The following is a 23,642-nucleotide window of genomic DNA, read 5'->3' as shown; positions in this document are numbered from 1 at the left end:
GCCGCGCACCGTGTATAATAGGCAAAGCTATTCAATTTTCTGCAATCTGTTGCTTATAACAGATTGATTATCCAAAGATTAAGGTGATTTAAATCATGGGATTCAAATGCGGTATCGTCGGTTTGCCCAACGTCGGCAAATCCACCCTGTTCAATGCGCTCACCAAAGCGGGTATTGAAGCGGCCAACTTCCCCTTCTGTACCATTGAGCCGAACACCGGTGTCGTACCGATGCCCGATCCGCGTCTGGACAAGCTGGCTGAAATCGTCAAACCGCAGCGCATCCTGCCGACGACGATGGAATTCGTTGATATCGCGGGCCTGGTGAAAGGCGCGTCCAAAGGTGAAGGTCTCGGCAACCAGTTTCTGACCAACATCCGTGAAACCGAAGCCATCGGCCACGTAGTTCGCTGCTTTGAAAATGACAACATTATCCACGTTAACAACAAAGTGGATCCGGCTGACGACATCGACGTTATCAACACCGAGCTGGCACTCTCCGATCTGGACACCTGCGAGCGCGCTATCCACCGTGTGCAGAAGAAAGCTAAAGGCGGCGATAAAGACGCTAAAGCTGAGCTGGCGGCGCTGGAAAAATGCCTGCCGCAGCTGGAAAATGCCGGCATGCTGCGTTCACTGAAAAACCTGACCGACGAAGACAAAGCAGCGATTAAATACCTCAGCTTCCTGACGCTGAAGCCGACCATGTATATCGCCAACGTCAATGAAGACGGCTTTGAGAATAACCCTTATCTCGATAAAGTCCGTGAAATTGCCGCCGCCGAAGGTTCTGTGGTCGTCGCCGTTTGCGCCGCCGTTGAGTCCGATATTGCCGAGCTGGACGACGCTGACCGCGACGAGTTTATGGCCGAGCTGGGTCTCGAAGAGCCAGGCCTCAACCGCGTGATCCGCGCCGGTTACGAGCTGCTGAATCTGCAGACCTACTTCACCGCAGGGGTGAAGGAAGTTCGCGCATGGACCATCCCGGTCGGGGCAACCGCCCCGCAGGCAGCCGGTAAGATCCACACCGACTTCGAAAAAGGTTTTATCCGCGCGCAGACCATCGCCTATGAAGACTTTATTACCTACAAAGGCGAACAGGGTGCAAAAGAAGCCGGTAAAATGCGTGCTGAAGGTAAAGACTACATCGTGAAAGATGGCGATGTGATGAACTTCCTGTTCAACGTCTGATCCCGCTGGCTGGCATTTTCGCCACCACCGCGTCATAAAAATCCACGCAGCGGCGTGGATTTTTTTTACCCGGACGACACGCTACTCCACAATATGGGTCTCTTCAGCCGCCTCATAGCCATCAACGATCTGCACAATTTTCTTTAATTCGCCCTCGATGAAAGCCGGGGTGGCGCTTTCCCCTGAGGCCGGGTGATGAAGCTCGACCGAGATGCCGCTGGCGGCATTGGTCAGTGACAGGCTGATCTCCTGCTGGCTCGCTGCGGACGATGGTCGCCCGATTTGCTGCACGATGGCCGCCGCCGCCGCGCGCGTATCAACGTCTGCGAGATGCCCCCACCTCATTTCAACATGTCCCTGCTGCCCTGCCTTTATCACCTGCAGCGTATAGCCGCTTCTTGCCGTTGCCATGTCTTTTCCTCCGGTTTCGTTGCCCGGGCGTCACATTATCAGCCCGGTTCTATCAGCAAAGTTCGTTCACGTGCGCCTTGCCGTTAATGACTCTTTTCCACATAGGTCTGCATGTTTTCTTTGGTCACTAACTCAAACGGGATCCAGACATGAGACTCGACCTTTTCTCCTTTAATCAGCTTCAGCGCTACCGCTAAGGCCGTTTTGCCCTGACCGACGGCGTCCTGGAAGACCGTCACCTGGATCTTATCGCTGGCCAGGGCTTTCAGCCCGTCCGGCGTGGCGTCGATCCCACCGATCAACAGCTTCTTCTGGCTCTTCTCCAGCGCCATCGCCGCGCCAATCGCCATCTCATCGTTGTTCGCCGCCACAATATCAATCGCTTCCCCGTTGCCTGTCCAGTTCTGCATCAGATCCATTCCCTCGCTGCGGGAATAGTTGGCCGGCTGTTTCTGCACCACTTTCATTGCCGGATATTTGGCCACCACCTGCTCGACGTCTTTGGTGCGCTGCAGCGCGCCGGCGTCAGTGAGATTGCCGATCATGATGGCGACATTGCCTTTGTAGTTCGCCAGCTTCGCCAGCGCCTCCATCTGCAATGTGCCGGACTCCCGCTCGTCCGAACCGACAAACACCACGCCAGGCGGTAACGTTTTATCCCCCGGCGTCCGGTTCACATACACCAGCGGCATTTTGGCCTGCTGCGCCATCTTCGTCAGCTGCGGGGTGCTGGCGGAGTCCACCGGGTCGACGATGATCGCGTCCACGCCGGAGGCGATAAAGCTCTGCACCTGATCGGCCTGACGTCCGGTATCGCCGCGGGCGTCTTCAAACTGCACGTCGACGTGGCGGGCTTGAGCTTCTTTCTCAATGGACTGGCGGATAATGGTGAGAAAGTTTTGATCGAAGTAGGCCATTGAGACGCCGATCTTCTCCGCCAAAGCCGAGGCGGAACAGGCCAGTAACCCCACTAACAGGATGATTTTACAGTGCTTCATAGCATGCTCTCAGCGGTTGAAATAAAATTTTCAATACAAACACAAACGGTATATTTAAATCATTTTCAGACTACGAAGGGCGTTCGGTTCTTGCAATCATGATGTAAAGAAAATGTTGCCATGCGCACACTTTATTTAACCGCCTCACTCACCGAGGGCTTACCGGTAGGGGGATCTCAGCGGGCGGCGACTGCTTTCGCTTCAGCAGGGCATACTCCACGATCAGCTGTTGCAGATGCAGCTCCGCGAGGCTTCCCCGGGCGGCAGGCCAGGGTTGCTCAACGGGAAGCACGGCCAGCTGGCGTAGCTCCTCCTCCAGCGGAACGGCGCGGTTAAACGACTGCATGATGGCAAACACTGCGGTTTTCAGTTCGCTCACCGTGAGGTATCTCCCCTTCTGCTCGTCGAGGGCATTGAGCTGGCCGGCGAGCCGCTGCAGCTGCTGCATTCCCTCGGACCAGCCGGTGAGGTTTTCCGCGGGCAATGCGGCAGCGCTCAACTGCTGCCGCCACTGCTGCGCCAGCGGTTGTGCTTGATCCGGCCAGCGACTCAGGGCCTGCCGGACCAGCTGGTCGCCGTAGCTTACCGCCCAGTCCGGCGCCAGGCGGGCGAGCTCGCCAAGCTGGCGCTGCGTCTGAGGCAGATCCACCGGCATCAGGGGAGATGCCCCCGGCAGGCCCGGTATCACATTTTGGGTCACCGAAATGGGCGGTAAATCGGACTGACGCAACGCCAGCCATCCACCGACGGCGATGCCCGTCACCGCCAGCATGGTGACCATCCCGGCGACAAACGGCTTCCAGCGCGGCGCGGTTGCCGGAGAAGACGCCACCACTGGCGCGGGCCGCTTTGCAGGTAAAGGCGGCGCAAGCGGCTCAGCCTTTGGCCTACGTTTTAGTTCTGGCACGGGTTCAACCTTCGCCGCATCCTCTTCGCTGACCAGAGCGCCGGGAAGTTCCGCGTCAGACACCGCCACCGGCGGCGCGGTGGGGAGCGCTGGCGCAGGGTCGAGATGCTCGAAGCGGCTTACCGTGCTGTGCAGCAGCGCCCGCAGGTCGCTCAGCGGGTTTTCAGGCGCGATCTTAAGGCGCTGGAGCACTGCGTCGAAGCTTTGCAGCGAACGTTCAGCCTGCCCAAGCGATTCGAGATCCGCCGGGGCGAGACTCAGAGTGCGGATCACCTGCCGCAGCCGCTTGCTCAGGGTGCGGAAGATCTCTGTCCGGGCCGGGAGCGCCTGCGGCCACAGGTTTTTCCCCTGGTGGGCCAGCAGCGACTCCATTAGCGACAGCCCCTCGTGGATCCCTGCCAGCCCGCCCAGCCTGGCGCGGGCCAGCGTATACCAGGCGACAGTCTGCAGATCCGCGCCGTGATGCTCCAGCAGCGAGCGGGCAAGCTGCTCGGCATACGGCCAGTTAATATCCGGCCGCGCCGGGTGGCTGAGCTTGTTCATTTCCGCACGCAGGGCAATAAAATCAGCCAGCGTGCGCGGGTCGCCACCGGTTTTATAGTGGCGTTCGTCGTGTGTTGTCATCATGATGTCTTTCAGCGAGAGATTAGAGGGCGGAGCGGGCGTCAAGATACTGCTGGCGTTTGAGGTGGCGGATCAACACCCTGCCCTCGGGCATAAACTCTGTGCCGTAACGCACCAGGCCAATATCCTTCAGCTCCGCATCAATGGCATAGCGCAGTTCGCCGGGCACATGCTGATCGAGCATCACCACCGCGATCCGCTGCAGGCGCGGTTCGTATTTCAGCAACACCGCCGATAACGTGCTCATCAGCTGATGCGCCGACGCCGGCATGCCCTGGAGGATAGCGGTCATATCCGGCAGGCCGTAGTCCGGCAGATGCGCCAGCGTTCCAGCCCGACAGTTGAGGATGCGCTGCATGTTATCGAGCACCGACAGGATGACCTGATCCGTTTCGCTGACAGTATTCAGGTCAAGCCCGCCGGCGAAGTTGCCGTACAGGATGTCATACAGGGAGGGACGAGGCATTTTCACTTCTCCTTAAGCGGGTGCAGCGTCAGTTGATTTTGGCTGGCTTCGATAATGCGCGGCCTCGCCGGGTCAAGATCGTCCCGGGTGAGTACCAGCCGCCAGCTGTTTTGCGTCAGGTCTGGATCGATAAACATGGCCGCCACCGCCACAAACTGCGCGCTGGTTTCCATAGGCATATCGACGGTCACCGATTCGCCCGGACGCAGGCGAACATCTTTTTCCGCCACCCGGTCCGCCTGCAGCGCCTGGCCATCGCCAGCAAACAGCGACGGGTAGTCAGTATTGTCGAACGCCTGCCGGTCCTTAAGCTGGTAAATACGCACTACCGTCGCCAGGGAGGCGCCTTTGGCGTTGTTATTCACCCCTTCCCGGGCGCGAAGATCCAGATGAAGCGTTTTCACCTGGGGGTAAAAAATGGACTGGGTCACGGAAACGGCGCCGTCTTTCACGGTCTGCGTCAGGCCGCAGCCGGTTAAGACGGTAACCATAAGGAATGCCAGCAACCTGGCGGAGGGTTTAACTGCGGTAATCGCCATCTTCATCGCTCTCCCTGCGGTAGATATTTTCCCGGACGCGCTGATAGCGCCCCAGATAAATCGTGATCCTGTCGTCAGCCTGTTTTTGCGCATCCAGCGGACGCAGCACAGCGGTACGGCCAAGCTGGACGGCATGCGCCTGCTGGCAGCAAAGTTGCGCATCCGGCAGTAAATGGCGGGCGACGCAAAGCTGCAGCCGCACGTCGAGATGAGATCCGAGCCAGACGTGCAGGAGCGCCATCAGGTCGCTGAACAGTTCGCCGCCGGGCAGCCAGCCGCGGACCTCATCAGGCTTTTCCGTCGCCAGCTGCAGCAACACCTGACCGTTCACATCCGTGGCGTGGGTTCCCATCACTGGCCTATGTTGCAGGCTAACCGGCTGGCGGACGCTCATCGTTAACGGCTGCGACAAGGGGATCCGGCAGGGATCGTGGTGGTACACCGTCGCCCGGGTCCCCGGGGCCAGGAGCGCCACCAGCGCCTCCATACCTTCCCCGGATCTCCCCGGCAGCATCATTACCGGCAGCAGCGCCAGAAATCGCGACAGCGGCGCTGCGGCAACGGCGGCACATCCCGGTATGCCCAGCCCCGCCAGGCCCAGCAGATACTGCGAGGTGTTGTCCGTGCCCCCCGCCCGAAAGGTTGCCGGGTAGGAATATTTGCGCCAGATACGGTAATACTGGGCGATCAGCCGATGGTTAAAGATATCGAGAAAATCCTCGGTCGCCTCGACGCCTTCCCGCCGTTGCGCAATGTCATCGCTATAGTGGGTCGGCAGCGGGGATTCCACGCCATAGAGCCCCATAAAAGCAACGCGCACCGCCGGCGGTCGGGGCGGTTCAGGATCGTCCATTCCACGGATTTCGCCGGCCGGGAAACCCATCCCCGGATGCGGGCGAAAGCGTATGGGCTCATCACCCAACTGCCAGTCGCTGCCGATGACCGGCGCCTTCGGCTGGATCTCCTCCAGCAACTGGCAGAAGCGGTAAAAATTCATGTAGGGCAACTGAGGCCGGAGCTGATCCATCAGCCGGGCAGGCGCAGACTGTGATTCTCTTTCCACCGGATACATTTCCCTTCAGGTTGAACGATGAGCGTCAGCTGGTTGAACTGATTCATATCGGCATACAGCGCGAAAAAGCGGTTGAGCATGTCGCCAAACAGGTGGACATCGCCCGCGCCGGTAAATCCGCTACCGTCGAGCGTCACTTCGATATCCAGCCCGCGCAGCAGGAATCCCTGTTCGAAACGCTGAATTCGGTGATGGCTGACCGCCAGAATAGCGTCCAGACGACGGTTATTGAGCTCATCCTCCCGCCAGTTGTAGAGCGACAGCGTACCGCGCAGTACCTCGGCGCTGCTCATCATATTGAGAAAACGGGTGCCCAGATGGCTCATGACCCGCCAGTGGTAGCGGTCTTCCGCCGGGGGATATACCGGCAATGTGGGCTTACAGAGATTGCGGACGGTAAGCGGCGTGGCTGATATCGACTCACAGCGATCCAGCAGCGTGCTCTGTAGCGCCCGGCGCGGCAGCTGGCCGTTAGTGCCGGTGATGCGCAAGGAGACCGTTTCCCGCGCCAGCGCCCGGTCAGCCTCCCATTGCTGTCCGCCGAGGATAAGCCAGGTATCGTGCATGCCGGTGACGCCCCGTTTGACGCGGGTGTGGTAGTAGCGCTCCGGCGCATGGCGACGCATCATTCCCCCCTGGTGACGAAAGCGGGTGAAAGGCACATAGCGCGCCTCCCCGGTGCGCCCGGAGCCGGTCACGCTGTCGACAGAATAGATTTCGGTATGCCCGTCCTGCAGGCGCTTCGGACGCAGGAGGTATTCGCTCTCCAGCCCGCTGATGGTCAACGGATCGGCCTCGAGGGTAAACAGGTTAATCACCGGCACACAGTGCAGGCGCAGGCTGCTTGCGCTGACGGGTAAATCGCTTTGCCAGACCTCGCTGAACACCACCTCAAGCGTGAAATGCGATATCCCCGCCGGCAGGGTGATGTTTTCCAGGCCATTTAGCTGCACGAACATAAATTTTTCGCGAAAGGTGAAATACTCGAGCAGCAACTGATAGCCGCTGAAAGCGCTCTCCCCCTTCGGCCATAAACGATCCTCCTCGCTGAATCCCCCCGGGGAAAAATAGCCGTCGAGGCTTACCCGCTCTGTCTGACCCGGCAGGCGCAGGTACAGCGCGGCCTGGCTTCGGGTCAGCCACAGATGGAGGGCGCTGCCGGTAACGGCGTCTTCCCCCAGGTACAGCGCCAGGCGGCGGAGATCGGTCTGCGACCAGTCCGCCAGCTCGCTACAGGTGAAGCGTAGCCGCAGGACCGAACGTCCGTCCGGCTCCGCCGTCATCACCGCCTCCTCTATCGCCAGCGGATTAAGCGTCAGATCGCGGGTGGTTCGGTACCGGCACACGGTATTTTTCGGCCCCAGTGGGCGGGAGCTAATCTCAAACCCGGCGGGCACCGTTTCCGCCATCTTCATCGCCGGCAGCGTTGGGGTCAGCGCCACGATCGATAGCGATGGAATGGTGCGCAAATAGTGCGGCCACAGCATGCTGACCAGCCCCTCGGTCAGCTCCGGCAGATCATCATCAATTTTTTCGCGCAAGCGACCTACGGAAAAGGCAAAGCCTTCAAACAGGCGCTCAACGTAAGGGTCCGGCGTACCGGCTTTATCGAGATCCAGCATCGCCGCCCGATCGGGGTGAGCCTGCGCGAACGCTTTTGCCGCCTCGCGCAGGTAGCGCATTTCAGCGTCAAAATATCGCAGGGTTAAATCGTCCATTATGAATATTCCATTATTCGTCTACAGGGAGACACGCAGTATGGCTGCGCGGTCAGATTAGTTGGCCGCCGGGCGGCCATGAGCAGAGGAGGCCTGGCGTTGCAGGTCAACGCCAATCAGTGAGGGAGAAGGTTCAGTATCCCTCTTCGCCGGGTATATCGTCGGTCAGCGGAACACGCTCAGCAGGCGCGCGCACGCTGAATATCGTCTCCGGTAGCGTAAAGTTTCGCAGGGCCAACAGCGCCAGCGGTCCTTCCCCCGCCTCGGTACGCAGGGTGTAGTTCAGCAACAAACCATCCGGTGCTTTCCAGCTCAGGCTCCAGCTGCTGCTCGTTCCGGGATAAGCGCTGACTACCGCCTTATCCAGCAGTCGGATCCACCCCCAGGCGCCCGGGAAATCGCCATACTGGCGGGTGCCCGCCCGGGTACTGATCCAGCTCAGACTAGCGCCCGGCGCTTCGGTGTCGGCGGGCCAGCTGAACCGCCGCCAGGCCGGCATCTGGTTCATATAGACAAGTTTCTGACTGTCGATGACCAGCTCCGTCTGCATCACACCGTCCGCCGTGCCGGGGCGTAGCGCAAAATGCAATCCCGCTTCGCCGTTAGCGAACGCGACGTCGGAGAGATGGCTCAGGGTATTCATCGCCTGCAGAAAGGCCGGGTTAAATGTCAGTCCCTGAGCATTGATACTGTCCGCCATCCAGCGGCTCCCCTCTTTATGCAGCACACCGTTCAGCCGGGTCTGCAGAAAGCGGGCGATGCGCCCGGTCTCGCTATTGAGATATTTTGCCAGCAGCGGCAGAGAGACTTCACTGCTGGTATTTTTAAAGGGGTAGCGACCGCCAAAAGCGCTATTCCAGTCCTCCACCACCGCACTGCGCCACTGGGCGTTGAGACTTTCCGCCGCCGGGGTCAATACCTGCTGCCAGGCCTGCTCCATCGGGCGAACAAACAGCGTCTGCCCAAATCCACTCCACTCCTGGCCCAGTCCCGCCGCCACCAGGCTGCCGTAGTCGCGCGTTTCGGTTAGATCCACAGCCTTGCCCTGAAACACCGTCTGCGCAAGCAGGCGGGTCATCGCCTGCGGGTCGGTGGCGTTGGTGACCTGCTGCAGGCGCAGACGCACCTGAGTGACGCGGGTCAGGAAGGTCTGCAGGCTAAGGCGGCTGGTGGGCGTCCCGCCGTCGCGATTGTCCAGCAGCGCCAGCACGGGCCCGAAGGTGGCATCCAAAGGACCGCGCGCGCCGGACCGTTGATCGATGGCGGGCGGGTTATCACGGTTAAACAGCTGCCTGGCCGATTTGACCAGCGAATCGGCGATGGCTTCCCCGGTCTGGCCGGTTCGCCCCTGCACGCTCAGGGTGTTCATCAGCGCCACCAGCGGCGACTGGCGCACATCGGCCATCAGTGTCAGCTGGTCGATAGCATCGGAGAGGGTCGCCGCGCGCTGCCAGCGCAGACTGTTGAGGAAATCCAGCCAGGCGCCGCTGAAATCAGCGAAATAACGCTCCGCCAGCCGGGCTCGCAAGGCTTCCGGCGACGTCGACTGCGCGGCAGGCTGCTTCGTGTCGCTCAGCACCCAGTCCATTTCATCGCGGCGTTCCACGACCACTTTCTCAATGGCCGGCTGCACGGCCTGCTCCCAGGCCTGACGGGTAAACATTCCCGGCACCACCTCATCAGTGCTGAACAGACGCGAAGCATCGGTATCCGCAGTCATATCCGCCAGACGCATATCGGCATACTGATTCGCCACCTGCGCGAGCATCTTCTGATAAAGCGTGGACTCACTGTTGCGCTGGCCCAGCTGTCGAATTAACCGTGTGCGCACCTGGCTGACCAGACCGTCATCGACAGACAGACGCCACTGCGGATGCGACACCAGACTGGCGGCATAAAATGCCAGCAGCGAAGGGCCGCTACCCTGCCAGACGCCGTCCGCCACGCCGGAACGCTGCGGCCACTCGCGCATCAACGCTCCCGCAAACCACGCAGCATCCATTCTCTCCGGGCGGGCCAGCATCAGGTACAGTTTCAACTGGTCGTAAGCGGTCTTCGTCATCTTCTCACGCAGCGGGCTGTCCGGCGGCAGCTGTACGAAGGCGGTGAGCTGCTCTTCCAGATGACGCGCCGCCGCATCACGCAGCAGCGGCTGCGCCCTTTCTCCGTAGCGCGGAAACAGCGCCGCCAGCAGGTCATCGTTCTGACTGAGGCCAGCGCGGAAGTACCACGGCGCGCCGTGCTGCGAGCGGTATTCCAGTTGAGAAAGCGTTTTCTGTAACGCGGAGAGCGCATGCAGGCGTACGGCCAGCGGTTGTTTTCCCGCCGAGGCCTGCTGCACCTGCTGCTGTGCGGTCGCCACCAGCTCGCGGTTGGCGATAAAAGAGACTGTCATTGAGGCGGCCCAGAGTAACATCAGGGCGGCAGTGGCCACGCTCATCCCACGCATCCAGTTGACTCCCTGTTTGCGCGGACGTAGACCTGCGGGTAATTCCGTCATCCTGTCCGGCAGAATATCCCAGCGGTTATCCCGGCCCCAGTGATGGCTGATGCTGCGGCCGGCCTCCGCCGACGGCGCGCTGAACACCACTCCGGCCAGCGGCTGCGGGCGGTAAGGATTAAGCAATACCGATAACGGCTCCGTCACCGTTTCCGGTTTACGGGTCAACTGATCGGCCAGCGCGAGTAAAAAATTGTGCTGTGGCTGACCGCAGACCTGCTGTATGCCTTGCGCGGTCAGCTGCGGTATCAGCCCGGTAAGCTGTCCGGCGAGCGTCTGCGGTGAACAATTCGCAGGCAACAGGCACCCCACTGGCTGGGTGACGCGCCCGGCCTGTTCTCCGGCGCGCGGATGCAGCGACCAGACGTACAGTGGCAGCTTCCAGCCCAGAGCCTCATAGCGAAGCTTTAAAGCATGAGACACGCTATCCATTGCATCTGGCGTGAGACCTGAGGTTGCGCTGTTTTCCGTTGCCGGCAGACCGTCCAGCGCTGAGGTCACCCAGACCATTCCGTCCACCGCACGGCGGCGCAGTTTACGCAACACAGCCAGCCAGTCTGCATCGGCCGGAGTCGCAGGATCGCCACCCCACAGCAGCACAGTCCCCCGGTCTTCCTGCCAGAGTTCCCTGGTGAGTTTTGGGGCCAGTTGTTCCACATCACTGACTGAGCCGGTCATCAGCAGGATGCGGACTTTGCTATGCCAGAAATGACCGTAAGTATGTCGCAGAACTTGTTGTACGTCGTTTATTATCTTTTTACTTATGTCTACCTGTTTCAAATGAGCACTATTGTTTGACCAAGTATTCTGTTTATCATTTAACTTACGGAAAAAACGCAATCTTGATGCAAACGCAACAAGTGAGTACCGACTGACTAGCAACAAAGAGAGGAAAACAGGAACTGCGAAAATAGTACAGAGCACCCGAAATTTTTCTGCTGGTTCCATCCATCCCAGGGATGGTCCCCACAGGTAATATAGTAGAAACAAAATAACAGTAATAATAACGACAAAAAAAACGCCAGAAAATTTAATAAGGATTTTCTTCATGTTATAATAAACCTCTAAACACTGGCAACCGAGTTAAACAAATGAGAGTTCAAAACATCATTATTTTTATTTACCAATAAATACTGTCCTGGGGGAAGATGCTCATTTACATAACTCAATTGCAAAAACTCGGTAAGAGGCGGGCATTTACATAAATAGTTGTCTGAATCAACGTATATATACGACGAAAGTGCACTTTCCGACATTACATCTGTTGTTTTTAACACCACTTTTTTAAGCTCTTCTTCATTCAACCCAGAATATATAACACCAGATAGCCGCCTCCCTTCATTAACCCTTCCCCAAAGGAGCGATTTATCTATTCCTACCCAATCACATTCTGGTCGAAAAAAAGCCCCTAAAGATGAGTGACCAACAGTCTCACCATCATTTCTCAGTCTTCCCAACAAAAACATCACAGATTCAGATTTATCGTCGATTTCATCGTCAAGTAATTCTGCGCCATAAAAACTGGCGGCAATAAGAACTATATATTCATCAGAAGAGCTATCTAGCAAGTTATCGATGGATTCAGATAAGTTTCTACTAAACTCAATATCCCCCCCCGGATATATATTATCAAGTCGTTCTTGCCAAATCTTTTCCATCAAAGGTTTTAAATTATCATTAAGAGCGCATATCACTTTTACCCTAACATATTTAGGCAAAAGGGTTATATGCATATGGATATCATTAATTAGAAATCCCATTATTTTATTAAATAAAATAGCATTTCTATCCTGTATTTGATGAATGCTATTTAATTCATTTATTGGGGAATTAAAACTAAGATATCTGGACATATGCGTTAACTTTGGTGCATAGCGAACAGGCAATAAATTTCCCTCTATGATATTAGTCACATCTCCATTTAAATCAGGCAATCTGATCTGTAACTCAATGATCTCAAGATAGGCCCTTCCTTTTTGAAGCAACTCCTGATAATAATCCAGGCGAGTTTTATTCCAGTAAACTGTTTCGATATTCTCATTATTCCACATTATAACTCTGAAGAAAAATACAGCCCCGCCTAAGAGTAGCGGCACCAGCAATAACTCAGACCAGAAAACATAATTATTTTTTGATAAATACTCAGAAAAATAAACCAAGAAAACACATACATATACAGCAAGAATACAAACACAAATTCCGAATTCAACCCATAGTGATAATGCTTTTTGGGATGTTTTCTCTTCCGAAGGAATATCAAAAATATTTACTGGCATAAGTTCATTCCTTTAAAACACGCGAACCGGCGGAAATCAGAATAGCGCCACATGAACAGCGGTGCCCTTCTAACGCAACAGCTAACCCGTTATCGCAATGTTTTTCATCTCCCTCACTTATACTATTTACACCGTGTGTTGGACATGAGACTAGATCAGACTTACGTGCCACAGATTTACCATCAATGATTATCTGAGATGAGCCCGTTAAGACAGATCCACCATGAGATGTTTTATCACCTACACAAATAGTTTTTTTCATATTCTAATCTATTCAGTCTGATATATTAATTGGCAATAGTAACTTCAGGAAGTCTTTTTAAAATGACAGGTTGGAATCCATCGGGATCATCAACCATAACCGGTTCACCATTTTTCATGACAGGATTTCCATTATCATCTGTTTCCTGAACCTTCTCCTGAGGTTTTCCAGTTTTTTCATCAACAACGATAACCTGATCTGGACCTGTAAACTTAAATGCCGACTCGATACTATAATCGATATAGTAATCTTTAACTTTTTCAATAGATGTTTTGAAAACATTGATACTTTCGCCCTGCAATGCAGAATCAGGGAATTCATCAAGCTGCAATATAGTATCAAAAACCTTACTATAAAACAGAATATTATAAAAAACACTTAATTTCTTAGAAGTTAAATTATTATAAGCACAACCAACATAAAAAACCATATAATCTTCAGCATCAGACAACACCCCATCCATTCGATTAACACAAACGGACGGATATTTACCATTGCTATTCAGTAATGAAAATTGAGATATTTTACTGCTTTTTTTTATTCGAATCACACTTTCAGGAAACAATATTTCATTAGGAATATGAACATAAGTACCCTCAGGTATTTTTACATATTTACCATTGAATACTCCAACCCAGAGATCTTGTTTTTTATTTATCAACCAATATTCATTAGTTCTTAAGAGCTTTGATCTTTCAGTATCAGGAAGGTTATTTTGTTTGCTTTTGAATTCTATATAATCTTCATGTTGCTCTTGATCAAAAATTTCTTGACGAGTTCTCCACGATTGCTCAGAAGATATAGTTTCTGCTTTAGTTAAAGGCGATGTTATTGCATAAAAGAAAATCAGAAATTTAACTAATTTAGTCATCATGAATTCCTTAAGGATAGTTAAATCCATCAATAAATGGCACTGGATCAATACGGCCAACGATCCCTCGACCTGGTCTCTCAATTTTTCTTACTTCAAAATGTAAATGTGCACCAAGCTCAATTGTAGTCATACCAGCAGCATTCCCTGTACATCCTGTTTTCCCCAGAACATCCCCACATTTCACCGATGAATTATGAGAAATATCAGAAGTGATCTCTGATAAATGCGCATAAAAAAAATAAATATCCCGCAATTGATCTCCCTCATGTCGACACAAAGAAGCTTTATTAGCAGGTAAATCATCTACTTGTATGATAATACAAAGTTGTTTTCCATAATCACCGTTATCTCTTATCATCGCCACACGTCCATCAGCTACTGCATAAATAGGAGTACCGGGAAGAGCCTCAATATCTACTCCCTGATGAGGTTTCGGTACTCCGTGAACATGCCTGACATCCCTTCCAAAACTTGCAGCTCTGGGGCCACTCAGGCCGTATGTTCTGATTTTACATATTTCCAAAGGATTATGCCATTTACCAGAATGACCTGACATTGTATCAGCACCAACAGTTTGAACAGTTAATGAATATTCTGATGTATGCGCCGGTAATTCAGTATTTAAATCAAAATTTGGATTAAGTTTCTTAATAATATCTTTAAGATCATAATCTTTTTCTTTTGGTATCACCCGATAATCATCTGGAACAATAATAGCTCTGTAGTAAGAAACTAACCAAGCCACATATGCAGTCCGGCCTTTCCCATCTATAGAAAGATACTTCTTTGCATCAGCATCATTGACATTACTTTCAAGTCTTGATTTTAAATTTTCGTTCGTATAGACCCTATATTTCTTCTCTGTGCCCGCTCCATTCATAATAATGTCGTAGGCTCCACTCTCACCATTATGATGGATAAGATAAGATAATTTAACAAGTTCATCTGGTTCTAATGAAGACACGCCAATTAAAACATCACAAAGATTATTTACCCCCTGTCTATCATACAAACCAATCATATCAATACTGTATTCTGCATTAACCCGCAAAGATAAAACAGTATCTTTATCGATTTCCGTTATAGTTCCATCGACCAATTCACCAAAAAGTTTTCTATTTTTATAGACCAGTTTCTGGTAGGAATATTTTCCTGTTATAAGCTGATATATTTTAGACTCCGATTCTGCACATAGGGATAGCCATGTATCAGGTTTAAACTGTCCTAACCCTACCGCTCCAGAACCAGTAGGATTGGTCGCATTTGCTTTCCATCTTGACTCTGCATAAATTAATGCAGCAAGTCCCTCTGGCTGGAATTCATATTTTTTAGCTGTTTCAATGATATAATCTCGATATTGTTCTGCCTCTGGAGGAAGGCGTAACCCTTCACTGACATTACCGATATTACTCACACTGGTGGGTGCGCCGCCTTCAGTCCTGGTGGTCTGGTTTACAGAAGGAGTCTGTCTTTCTTTGGTTTTGTTTTCTGATGGACTGGAAGCAGATGAGCCACCTTTCTGTTTCGCTTTTTCTTTTTCCTGTTGCTTACTCGATTGTTGGGTGCCCTTTTTAACACTGGTACTCCCTTTGATTATCATTTCCCTGGACGAGATCCGCAGGCTTAACGTCCCCAAAGGCAATTTTTTATGGTCGGCAATCAGAATGTATTCTTTTTTATTTAAATGTTGCAGTTCAACCTTTATACCTTTGGTACTGTCTTCAATAAGCAGACCAGCGACAACACCAGTGCTGTCTGTTACGTAATCATACGTCTTACCATCAAAAGTGAGTCTGAGTTTTGCATCGCCAAGCGGGCGCCAGACGAGATCGCAAATCCTCAAAGTCAATTGAGTATCATAAACTTTGTCTTTTGATGGTAAACTCAATACCTGACCGGGCTGGATAATATGCTGCTCTGCTTTAGTGAGAAGACCGTTAATATTGGCCAGTTCATTAACATCAATTCCGAATTTACGACTGATTTTCCACAGGCTGTCACCCTTCTGAACTGTATACTGTTCCATGGCTATTCCTTATCTTGTTCGTTTAATTCACCATCATATTGCGGACCATGTTCATCGAAATCCAGGTCATCATCAGTCTCATCCTCAATATCATGCTCATCGTTATAAGAAAAAAGGCTCGTCCATTTATCATCGCCAATTATTGCATGAAAATTTTCACTTTCAGGCGGTTCAAAACAACCTGACTCTCCATCATTAAAAGCAGAACTCCATATTTGTTCTTTTGATTTACTATCAAAAAGACTCACTTTCATAGTAGATGGCGCAGCATTACCAAGAGCATCTAACAGCATAAAACTCATTGACTGTGGACCACTATCAGGAAGTTCTGGAATATTTGACTGCATAGAAGCTGGGCCACTGTAGAGAAGCTTACTTTGCTTCATCATAATATCACCAGGGCAGCCTAACTCGATGTTTCCTCCGGACAGGCGAATGTATGCCCCGCCAGCACAGGTAAACGTTAAAGTTTTTGCCGCTGTAAAAGTCATCCCCTCTGTTGTACTGGTCAGCGAAATATTTTGCTTAGCTATTACTTCAATATTTCCTGACTGAGCCTGTGATATTAGATCGCCTTTGGCTACAATAGCTTCTATGCCCTCAGTTTCGGTAAAGATTGATATTTTTTCAGAAGCGGCAAGAGTAATATTTTTCTTTGCTCCCAGTTCAACATTTTGCCCTGCAGTCATATAAATATTTTCGCTTGCAACTGCCTGAAGATGACTTCCACTGGCTAAAGCAATACCTTCTGGTGCACTCATCAGTAATACAGCCTGCTTTAGCGCAAGTAACTTCTCTTCCATCAGTGCCTGTTGTTGCTCATATTGCAAGAGCTGTGCTTTTGCTGCTGATGCTGCCTGTGAAAGAGACTCCATTTGACTAACGGCTTGCGTCAACAAGGAATGTACCGCAGCCATATCCAGCACTTTCCCTTGTGCCTCAGTCTGGCTGTCCGCAGTAATGAATATCCCTTTCCCCGCCCGGATCCCTCCCCACGAATCGGTACGCAGTTCAAACCCTTCCCCCCTAAGCTTGCGGCTGGCATCAACGTTATGTCCTAAATTCAGCTGCGTCTTGCCGCCGTACTCGGTGCTGAGCTTGATATGCTCCTCGCCGCGCTTATCCTCCATTCGCAGCTTATTATTGGCCGGAGTACGAATCACATTGCGGGTGCTGTTTTTCTCCGTCACAGGGTCGACATGCCGCGAGTCGTGCAGCGCATGCGCAATATACGGCCGGTCAGGATCGCCTTCGTGGAAAGCAATCGCCACCTCCGTGCCCTGGACCAGCGGGAAGTGAAAGCCGTACACGTCGCCGCCGTAGGGTTTGGCGAGACGCACCGGCATGCTTTCCTGACCCTGCCCTTTCTCCTCTCTGTCAGCGTCAAATTTCACCCGGTACAGGCCGGACGCATCCTGCCAGGCGTAGATATCATTCGCCTTCGCGCTGGTCACCCGCGCCGTCATGGTGCCAGTCACCTTCGGGCGCGGCAGCAGCGGCGGACGCCAGCACAATGTTTCGCTGTAGGGCACCGCCAGCAGGGTCACCCGCAGCGCCTCCCGGCGGCTGGCGGTAAAACCGGTGCCGGTGATTAACAGCGGATCCTGCACGGGCGCAGGCAGGGTCGATGGGAGGCTGTCGGTAACGGTCAGCACCTGGGCCGGCGCCAGCCAGGCTGCAGTACTGCTCGCGGTAATAAGCGTCTGGTGAGCCAGAAAACGCTCATGGTCGAGACGGGCATAGAAGTTGGCGGTCTCCGTCTGCGGGTCGATTTTATCGCCACGCGCCAGGTGGCGAAGCTTATAGTGGTATACCTCACCGTAAGTGAGGCCTTCACCATTTCCCCGGGTCATATCCGCTGTTGCCGACTGGAGAACGCTCTGCGCATCGCGGGGGTTATAATCCCGGGTAGTGACGTTCGCCTCTACGACGTTATGCGTGATGCTCAGACCCCATATCGATTCCGTACCGCTGTCGCTCATCCCGGACGGGCTGTTTACAGGAAGTGTTTTATCGAACATCAGCGCCCGCTGCGCGTCGGCGAAGTGGACCACTTCGCTCTGCGCCTCTTCCTGCAGGGTGAAGAAATAAAATATCCCCACCTCTGCCAGCAGGCGCTGGATAAATGCCAGGTCGCTCTCCTGATACTGATTAATTTGCTCGCGCCGCGGATAGTGTTGCTTGAGATTAAACTCATACTCCCAGTCATGCAGATGATGTTCCTGCAATACCTGCTCCACCACCTCCGGCACCGATTTGTTGACGAAAAAACGGTGACTGCGAAACTGTTTATCCAGCAGGGAGAGAAACGGCTGGAGGGTTATCTGATAGGTCGACTGATCTTCTGAACTGCTGATACGCCGGAAGGCAGTCACCACGCCATGGACGCGTTTGCAGTCCGCCAGCTGCTGCAGTGCGCCGCCGCCCATCGTCAGCATGGCGGGTTTGCTCAGGAGCTGTGCGGCATCAATGTTTTTCTCTGCGCTGGTAAACGTAATGGTGTAATAATAAAGTTCACTCAGCTTTTCTGCCCCACTGAATTCTTCCACATCCAGCGATGCGGTACATGAAGGAATATCCAGCTGGTAACGGTTAAGGGTGGTGCCGGTAATCATTGAAAAGGTATCCATTATATTCCTGTTTTACTCCGCAGTAATGACCACCAAAAATCAATTAACAGGATGCACTGTTTAATTTTGTTTAATGATAATCATCTCATTCATCATAAATATATTTATGTGCATATCGATATCTCAGATACCCCACCAGGAATTTCATAACTAAAAGGAAACCCCAGAGATATTTATATTCACTGACTGAGAAATAAAAAAAGCAGCCAGAAACCGGAATCTTCAACGTTTATCGCCGCCAGCATTTCTCTGGCAATGTCCTTAGCGCTATCTATGCTGAGCGCCTTTATCCCCTCTTTCCTGCGCTTCATCCCCGCAGAGGCCCCGCTTTGCCGACAAGATTGACTGGCTGCAGGCACGCTACCGCCCATCGCTGTTTCCTGTTTATCAGGAACCCGTAGCGCACAGGGTCAGGCAGGCAGATTGTTATTCAACGTCCGCGATCGGGTTCGCGGGTTACTCGGTTTCGTTTTTTAAGGCGTCAGCCCCGGCTCCTGACGTATTAGCCGTGCCCGGCGTCAGACAGGCGTCCTTCTGCGGGACCAGACTGATCTCCACCCGGCGATTTTGCGCCCGCCCCTCTGGCGTCTCGTTGCTGGCGACAGGGCGACTTTCGCCGTAGCCCTGCACCGCAAAGCAGCTCTCCGGCACATCGCCGGTATCGCGCATCCAGTCGCGGACCGCCTCGGCACGCTTCAGGGAGAGCTGTTGATTGGATTTATCGTTGCCGATGCTGTCGGTATGGCCTGCCACCACGATCAGCCAGCCGGGTTTGGCCTTAATGCCCAGCAGCGAGTTCACCAGCAGCTTTGTCGAACCCGGTTTCAGCGTCGATTTGCCGGTATCGAACAGCGCCATGCTATCGAGGCGGATCGTCTGCGGCCCCTGCACAACCGGCTTAATGACCGGACGCACCGGCGGGGGCGGCGCCCAGTCATTGATAGCGGCTTCCACGAAGGGGATCAGCCGCATCCCCTGATACAGCCCCAGCCGGTAACGCAACGGCTCTCCCCGGCGCAGCCAGTCATCCAGCTGGCGGCTGTCGGCACGCAGACGCTGCTGCGCCTGCAGCTTCGGCGTCGGCGGCGTGCCGCTGAGGCGGTGATACACCGCCAGATGATCGCCGACGCTGCGCACCAGGCGCTGGTTGTTGATAAAGGAAGCCAGCATCGCCAGCGCCAGAAAGAGGAAGCCCACGCCAGCGGCAAGACCGGCATCGCGCATCCGGCGGCTGACCCCGTGGCGGTGCGGCAGTGACGACAGCAGAAGATCCGGCAGCGGGTGAGGACCTAGCGCCGCGGCGTTGCCCGGGGAGAGCGTGGTGATCCCGGCGATTTGCTGTTGCCAGAGGTTATTTGCCACCGCCGCCACCGGTGTCAGGCAGATGCCCGCGGCACACAGGTTCAGCGGAGGAAGTTCCGCCTGCCGGGCGCGGAATGGCCGGAAAAGAGCGTTTTCGGCCAAGGTCAGAATGCTCTCCAGCCACAGCGACTGATGCAGGCGTGAGGCAGGGCTGCCCTCCCGCTGCCACTCGGCAACCGACTGGGGCGCTTGTCCTTTCTGCTGCACCTGGAGACCAGGCCTCTCCGGCGTGACGGTAAACCAGCGGCTTTCCCCTGCCTGGCCGCCAGGCGGCGTCACCCAGAACACGCTCCACACCGGCGGCAGACCGTTTAGCCAGGTTCGGCACTGAACGATACTCCGCCGCCAGTCGCGTAGCGACTGCGCCAGTTGCTCCCCGGAGGGGTGATGCTCCGGTACCACCGCCAGCAGCACGGAAACCTGCGATACCAGCGCCGGACGCGCCGCCGCCAGGTACTGGGCCAGCCGCGGCAACTGCTCCGCGCTGTCTCCCCGTAGATACCAGCCGTGACGGGTTTCGCAGTGCGCCGAACGCCCGGGAAACAGACCGTCGGTATCCCCGCAGACCAGAACCACCGCCCCCTGAAAATCCTCGGGCGGCAGGACGATTTCCGATCGCTGACGGCTGACTGCCCGGCGACGCTGACGCCAGAGCGCCGCGCCGCCCGCCAGCAGGATGCACAGACTGAAGATCACCTGGTTGCCGATGGACAGCGGCCAGAAGCCCAGCACCAGCCACAGGGCCAGGATGACGGTCAGTAGCGTAAGCAGACGACGGGCGTTATCACGCATCTCTTATCCCTGCCCTGCTATCTTCGCCACCATCTGTGACAGCACGGCGGAGAAGGTCAACCACAGCGCGGCCAGCGCCACAATGCCAACCGCCCAGCCGCACCAGTACATCCGCCGTCCGCTGCGCAGCCGGGAGGCACGAACCACCACCGGCGCCTCCTGGGTCAGGCTGAACGGCGGGACCCGTGCGCCAAGCGCATGCGCCACGTCCTCACGCCGTTCGTCATCCTGGGCGCGGTACTGCCCGACAAACCCCAGTTGCAAAGTACGATAGAAACAAGTCAGCACTGCCGCATCCGCCGTGGGCTCTCGCAGCAGCTGGCGGATCCGTTCCCAGAGCTCTTCCCCGGCGTTGAGAGTGCTGAAAAAACGCGCCTGCAGCGGATCCTTGCGCCACCTGCGGTAGCCATCATCCTGACTGGCGCGGTTGAGGACGCTCTCATCCAGCAGCGCGCAGTAGGCATAGAGCATCTGCTCAGCGCTGGTGTCACTGATTCCTGCCGCCGTCAGCGCCTCGCGCGCCTCGGTCACCCATCGACAGGCCTGACGATAGAGCGCCTCGCCATCGGTCACCGGCTGGCCGCAGCGTAACTGGCTGACCATCAGCCAGCCCGGGTAAAAAGTTTTGTTGATCAGATCGCTTTCAGAGGTATTCATGAGCGCAGTACCGCAAAGAGTTCAAGTTTCACGTCGCCAAGCGATTCCGGGGTATAGAAGGTGCAGTTGCCGGCCTCCAGCATCGCGCGGGCGGCATCGGTGGAGAGATCCAGAGCGAAATATTGGTTTTCCAGACGTAGCGGAATCGCCGCCGGCACGTGGCTCAGCGGTTTGATCGCGATGCCGCTGAGGGCAATGTTGACGACCTCGGCGACATCATCATGGCTACCCGCCTTACAGAGCTGCGGAAAGCGGCTCTGTAGCTGGTGAGGGGGGAGTGAAGAGCGCACCGACAGATAAAAATCCGCCCCCTCGCGCAGTCGCGCATCGTGTAGCCTGCCCCGCCAGATCTCCCGGTCGGCGCCCTGCTCCAGAGCGATGGCGATCACCCTTGAGGGCAGGCTGACTTCGAGCAGCGTATCCAGCAGGGCAAACAGCGGCGGGAATACCTGCTCCGGCGAGGCATGCCGGTAGCCGGGGATTGCTTCCAGATGATGTTCAAGGGAGAAAGTCAGCAGACTGCCGGCCAGCCTGGCCAGTTCACGATAGAGCAGCTCCGGATGGCGCGAAGGGTCCTGATGCAGCTCGCTGAGCACCGGCTCGGCGCTGTTCAGCGCGTTGAGCAGCCAGAACAGGGAAACATCCGCCACGGCAAAATCAGCCATCCGCGCATTGCTTTCACGGCGCATGGCCATCAGGCGTCTGCGTCGGGCCTGCAGGCGATGTAACAGCTCGCCCAGCTCGCTGACCAGCGTCGGGCTTGCCGCCAGCGACAGCAGCGGCGGGATGAATTCCGGGTCAACGATCCACTGCCCCTGGGCATCGCGCACCAGACGCGCTACCGGGCAGGTAAGGAAGGCCGCATTTTCCTCGGTGGAGAGACGCAGCGTCAGCGCGTGCCGCAGAACGGCCAGTTCGCTACGTTCATGGCCGGCCAGCTCCTGCACGGTCACCTGCTCGGCGCGCCAGCGGCGCGGGCGGGCGCTCTCCTGGCCGTCATCAAGATTGCCGCCGCTGGCGCTGAGCAGCGGCAGAGCAAGCACAACCTCCACGCTGTCCAGCATCACGCCCGAGACATCACGGACCGGTGGCAGAGTATCCGCCAGCTCGGTGTCAATCAGCGTTCCGTCGGCGAAACGCACGATCAGCCGGGTGGCGTTGAGCCGGGAAAGGGTGAGCGCGCTGGCGTCAAACTCCGCGCGCAATACCCCCCACGGGTGGGCGAGCGCCATGCGGGAGACCGTATCGGCGACGTGCGCATCCCAGCGAGCCTGTTGCTGAAACTGCTGCGGGACCAGAAAAGCCCCGTCGCGCCATAATGGGCGGAAAATCTTCATTGCACCTCCTGTGCCTTTCGCTTTCATTGGTCTGCAGACAGGACCAAATGCCCGGTCGGATATCCTTCATCCGCCGTGCGTTCGCCTCAGCCTCTGCCTTTGCTCTGGCCTGTTCATCACTAGCGGTTTTTCTCCCGAACGTCGTTCGGCACGATGTATTGCCTGCCGCTTCAGGGAAAGGAAATATCAACTCTGCCCGCGAGGGTTTCGAAGTCAGATGGTATTCTTTGTACAAGGGAGGTTTATCATAAAGCGAAAAAGCCAGGGGAGGTAACGCCTGGCCCTAAATAATATCTGAATTCAACCTACGGCTGCTTTTATGGCTCTTGTTTAATTCATTGAGAAGGAGTATTCCATAAGCTATCGTTTTATTATTTCCCCATTGAATGTTAATTAGCGAATTAGTCTCTCCGTCAGGCTTATTTACATTAACCTTAATTATAAATAATAATAAAAATATCATCGCAATCGATATAACTTCATTAGCGCCGAGGCCAAAGCGTTCCCCGGCATCAGAGAGATGCCCGGAGGAGTGCCCCGCCCCACCCGGCCATTGCCAGGCGCTGAATTACCCCGTATTTTGGTTTTCCGCTCCGCTGTGGGCGGGTATCAGGGCGAACGAGAGAGAGAAAATGAAACCGCTATTTGTCTATGGGACGCTCTGTCCCGGTCGCAGCAATGCGCACATTCTGGAGGCGATCGGGGGCGAGTGGCGTCCCGGCTACGTCACCGGCACCTTTTACGCGTGCGGCTGGGGCGCAGCCGCCGATTTTCCGGGGATCGTCCTCGACGCTCACGGCCCGCGGGTCAACGGCTATCTGTTCCTGTCCGATCGGCTGGCGGCGCACTGGCCCATGCTGGACGACTTTGAGGAGGGGTACGATCGGGTGCCGGTGGAGGTGAGCACCGACGATGGACAGCAGGTCAGCGCCTGGATTTATCAGCTTCAGCCCCGGGAGTAATCCCCGCCGCGAACGCGCTGTACAATACAGCAGCCCAGC

Annotated in this window: 17 protein-coding genes and 2 pseudogenes; 2 read left to right on the top strand and 17 right to left on the bottom strand. The window is 54.9% G+C overall.

Going from position 1 to position 23,642, the window contains the following annotated elements:
• Nucleotides 1–95: 95 nt before the first annotated feature.
• Nucleotides 96–1,190 (top strand): redox-regulated ATPase YchF, encoded by a 1,095-nt coding sequence (gene ychF, locus AC3EMD_RS09935; RefSeq protein WP_008804380.1) that lies wholly within the window; start codon nt 96–98, stop codon nt 1,188–1,190.
• Nucleotides 1,191–1,271: 81 nt separating this feature from the next.
• Here the strand turns inward: ychF and AC3EMD_RS09930 are convergent, their stop codons facing one another.
• The 17 genes and pseudogenes from AC3EMD_RS09930 to tssK form a co-directional block, all read right to left on the bottom strand.
• On the bottom strand, nt 1,272–1,601 hold the full coding sequence (locus AC3EMD_RS09930) for a DUF1869 domain-containing protein (protein ID WP_008804379.1): 330 nt from the start codon (nt 1,599–1,601) through the stop codon (nt 1,272–1,274).
• Between the two features lie 83 nt (nt 1,602–1,684).
• The gene (locus tag AC3EMD_RS09925) at nt 1,685–2,599 is read right to left on the bottom strand and encodes a sugar ABC transporter substrate-binding protein (protein ID WP_012541334.1); all 915 of its coding nucleotides are present in this window, start codon (nt 2,597–2,599) and stop codon (nt 1,685–1,687) included.
• Between the two features lie 131 nt (nt 2,600–2,730).
• A pseudogene (locus AC3EMD_RS09920) lies at nt 2,731–4,133 on the bottom strand (VasL domain-containing protein).
• A 19-nt stretch (nt 4,134–4,152) separates the two neighbouring features.
• A complete protein-coding gene (gene tssE / locus AC3EMD_RS09915; protein ID WP_064176232.1) occupies nt 4,153–4,596 on the bottom strand; it encodes a type VI secretion system baseplate subunit TssE in 444 nt (147 codons plus the stop codon).
• Between the two features lie 2 nt (nt 4,597–4,598).
• Nucleotides 4,599–5,135, bottom strand: a complete 537-nt coding sequence (tssJ, locus tag AC3EMD_RS09910) for a type VI secretion system lipoprotein TssJ (protein ID WP_016161331.1) — start codon at nt 5,133–5,135, stop codon at nt 4,599–4,601.
• A complete protein-coding gene (gene tssG, locus AC3EMD_RS09905; RefSeq protein WP_302074057.1) occupies nt 5,116–6,132 on the bottom strand; it encodes a type VI secretion system baseplate subunit TssG in 1,017 nt (338 codons plus the stop codon). The genes tssJ and tssG overlap by 20 nt, the downstream gene beginning before the upstream one ends.
• A 29-nt stretch (nt 6,133–6,161) precedes the next feature.
• Nucleotides 6,162–7,925, bottom strand: a complete 1,764-nt coding sequence (gene tssF, locus AC3EMD_RS09900; protein WP_064176231.1) for a type VI secretion system baseplate subunit TssF — start codon at nt 7,923–7,925, stop codon at nt 6,162–6,164.
• Between the two features lie 133 nt (nt 7,926–8,058).
• A complete protein-coding gene (locus AC3EMD_RS09895; protein ID WP_302074056.1) occupies nt 8,059–11,475 on the bottom strand; it encodes an ImcF-related family protein in 3,417 nt (1,138 codons plus the stop codon).
• Nucleotides 11,476–11,489: 14 nt separating this feature from the next.
• The gene (locus tag AC3EMD_RS09890) at nt 11,490–12,701 is read right to left on the bottom strand and encodes a hypothetical protein (RefSeq protein WP_302074055.1); all 1,212 of its coding nucleotides are present in this window, start codon (nt 12,699–12,701) and stop codon (nt 11,490–11,492) included.
• A gap of 4 nt (nt 12,702–12,705) precedes the next feature.
• The gene (locus tag AC3EMD_RS09885; protein ID WP_004899008.1) at nt 12,706–12,963 is read right to left on the bottom strand and encodes a PAAR domain-containing protein; all 258 of its coding nucleotides are present in this window, start codon (nt 12,961–12,963) and stop codon (nt 12,706–12,708) included.
• Nucleotides 12,964–12,988: 25 nt separating this feature from the next.
• A complete protein-coding gene (locus tag AC3EMD_RS09880; protein WP_227500877.1) occupies nt 12,989–13,837 on the bottom strand; it encodes a hypothetical protein in 849 nt (282 codons plus the stop codon).
• A gap of 7 nt (nt 13,838–13,844) precedes the next feature.
• Nucleotides 13,845–15,863, bottom strand: a complete 2,019-nt coding sequence (locus AC3EMD_RS09875; protein WP_032733238.1) for a peptidoglycan DD-metalloendopeptidase family protein — start codon at nt 15,861–15,863, stop codon at nt 13,845–13,847.
• 2 nt (nt 15,864–15,865) lie between these two features.
• A complete protein-coding gene (locus AC3EMD_RS09870) occupies nt 15,866–18,493 on the bottom strand; it encodes a type VI secretion system Vgr family protein (RefSeq protein WP_302074054.1) in 2,628 nt (875 codons plus the stop codon).
• Between the two features lie 150 nt (nt 18,494–18,643).
• Nucleotides 18,644–18,768: pseudogene (locus AC3EMD_RS09865) on the bottom strand (hypothetical protein).
• A gap of 181 nt (nt 18,769–18,949) precedes the next feature.
• A complete protein-coding gene (locus AC3EMD_RS09860) occupies nt 18,950–20,647 on the bottom strand; it encodes an OmpA family protein (RefSeq protein WP_302074053.1) in 1,698 nt (565 codons plus the stop codon).
• Nucleotides 20,648–20,650: 3 nt separating this feature from the next.
• On the bottom strand, nt 20,651–21,304 hold the full coding sequence (gene tssL, locus AC3EMD_RS09855; protein WP_012541320.1) for a type VI secretion system protein TssL, short form: 654 nt from the start codon (nt 21,302–21,304) through the stop codon (nt 20,651–20,653).
• On the bottom strand, nt 21,301–22,641 hold the full coding sequence (gene tssK, locus AC3EMD_RS09850) for a type VI secretion system baseplate subunit TssK (protein WP_072125851.1): 1,341 nt from the start codon (nt 22,639–22,641) through the stop codon (nt 21,301–21,303). The genes tssL and tssK overlap by 4 nt, the downstream gene beginning before the upstream one ends.
• A gap of 632 nt (nt 22,642–23,273) precedes the next feature.
• On the opposite strand from tssK, the gene AC3EMD_RS09845 reads away from it, so the two are divergent.
• Nucleotides 23,274–23,603: a gamma-glutamylcyclotransferase family protein gene (locus tag AC3EMD_RS09845; protein ID WP_032754702.1), complete on the top strand. Its 330-nt coding sequence runs from the start codon at nt 23,274–23,276 to the stop codon at nt 23,601–23,603.
• The last annotated feature ends 39 nt before the right edge of the window (nt 23,604–23,642 follow it).

This window comes from Klebsiella sp. PK18 (genome assembly GCF_057784655.1).
The sequence above is the reverse complement of the archived record's forward strand: the minus strand, read 5'-3'. Positions and strand labels throughout refer to the sequence as shown.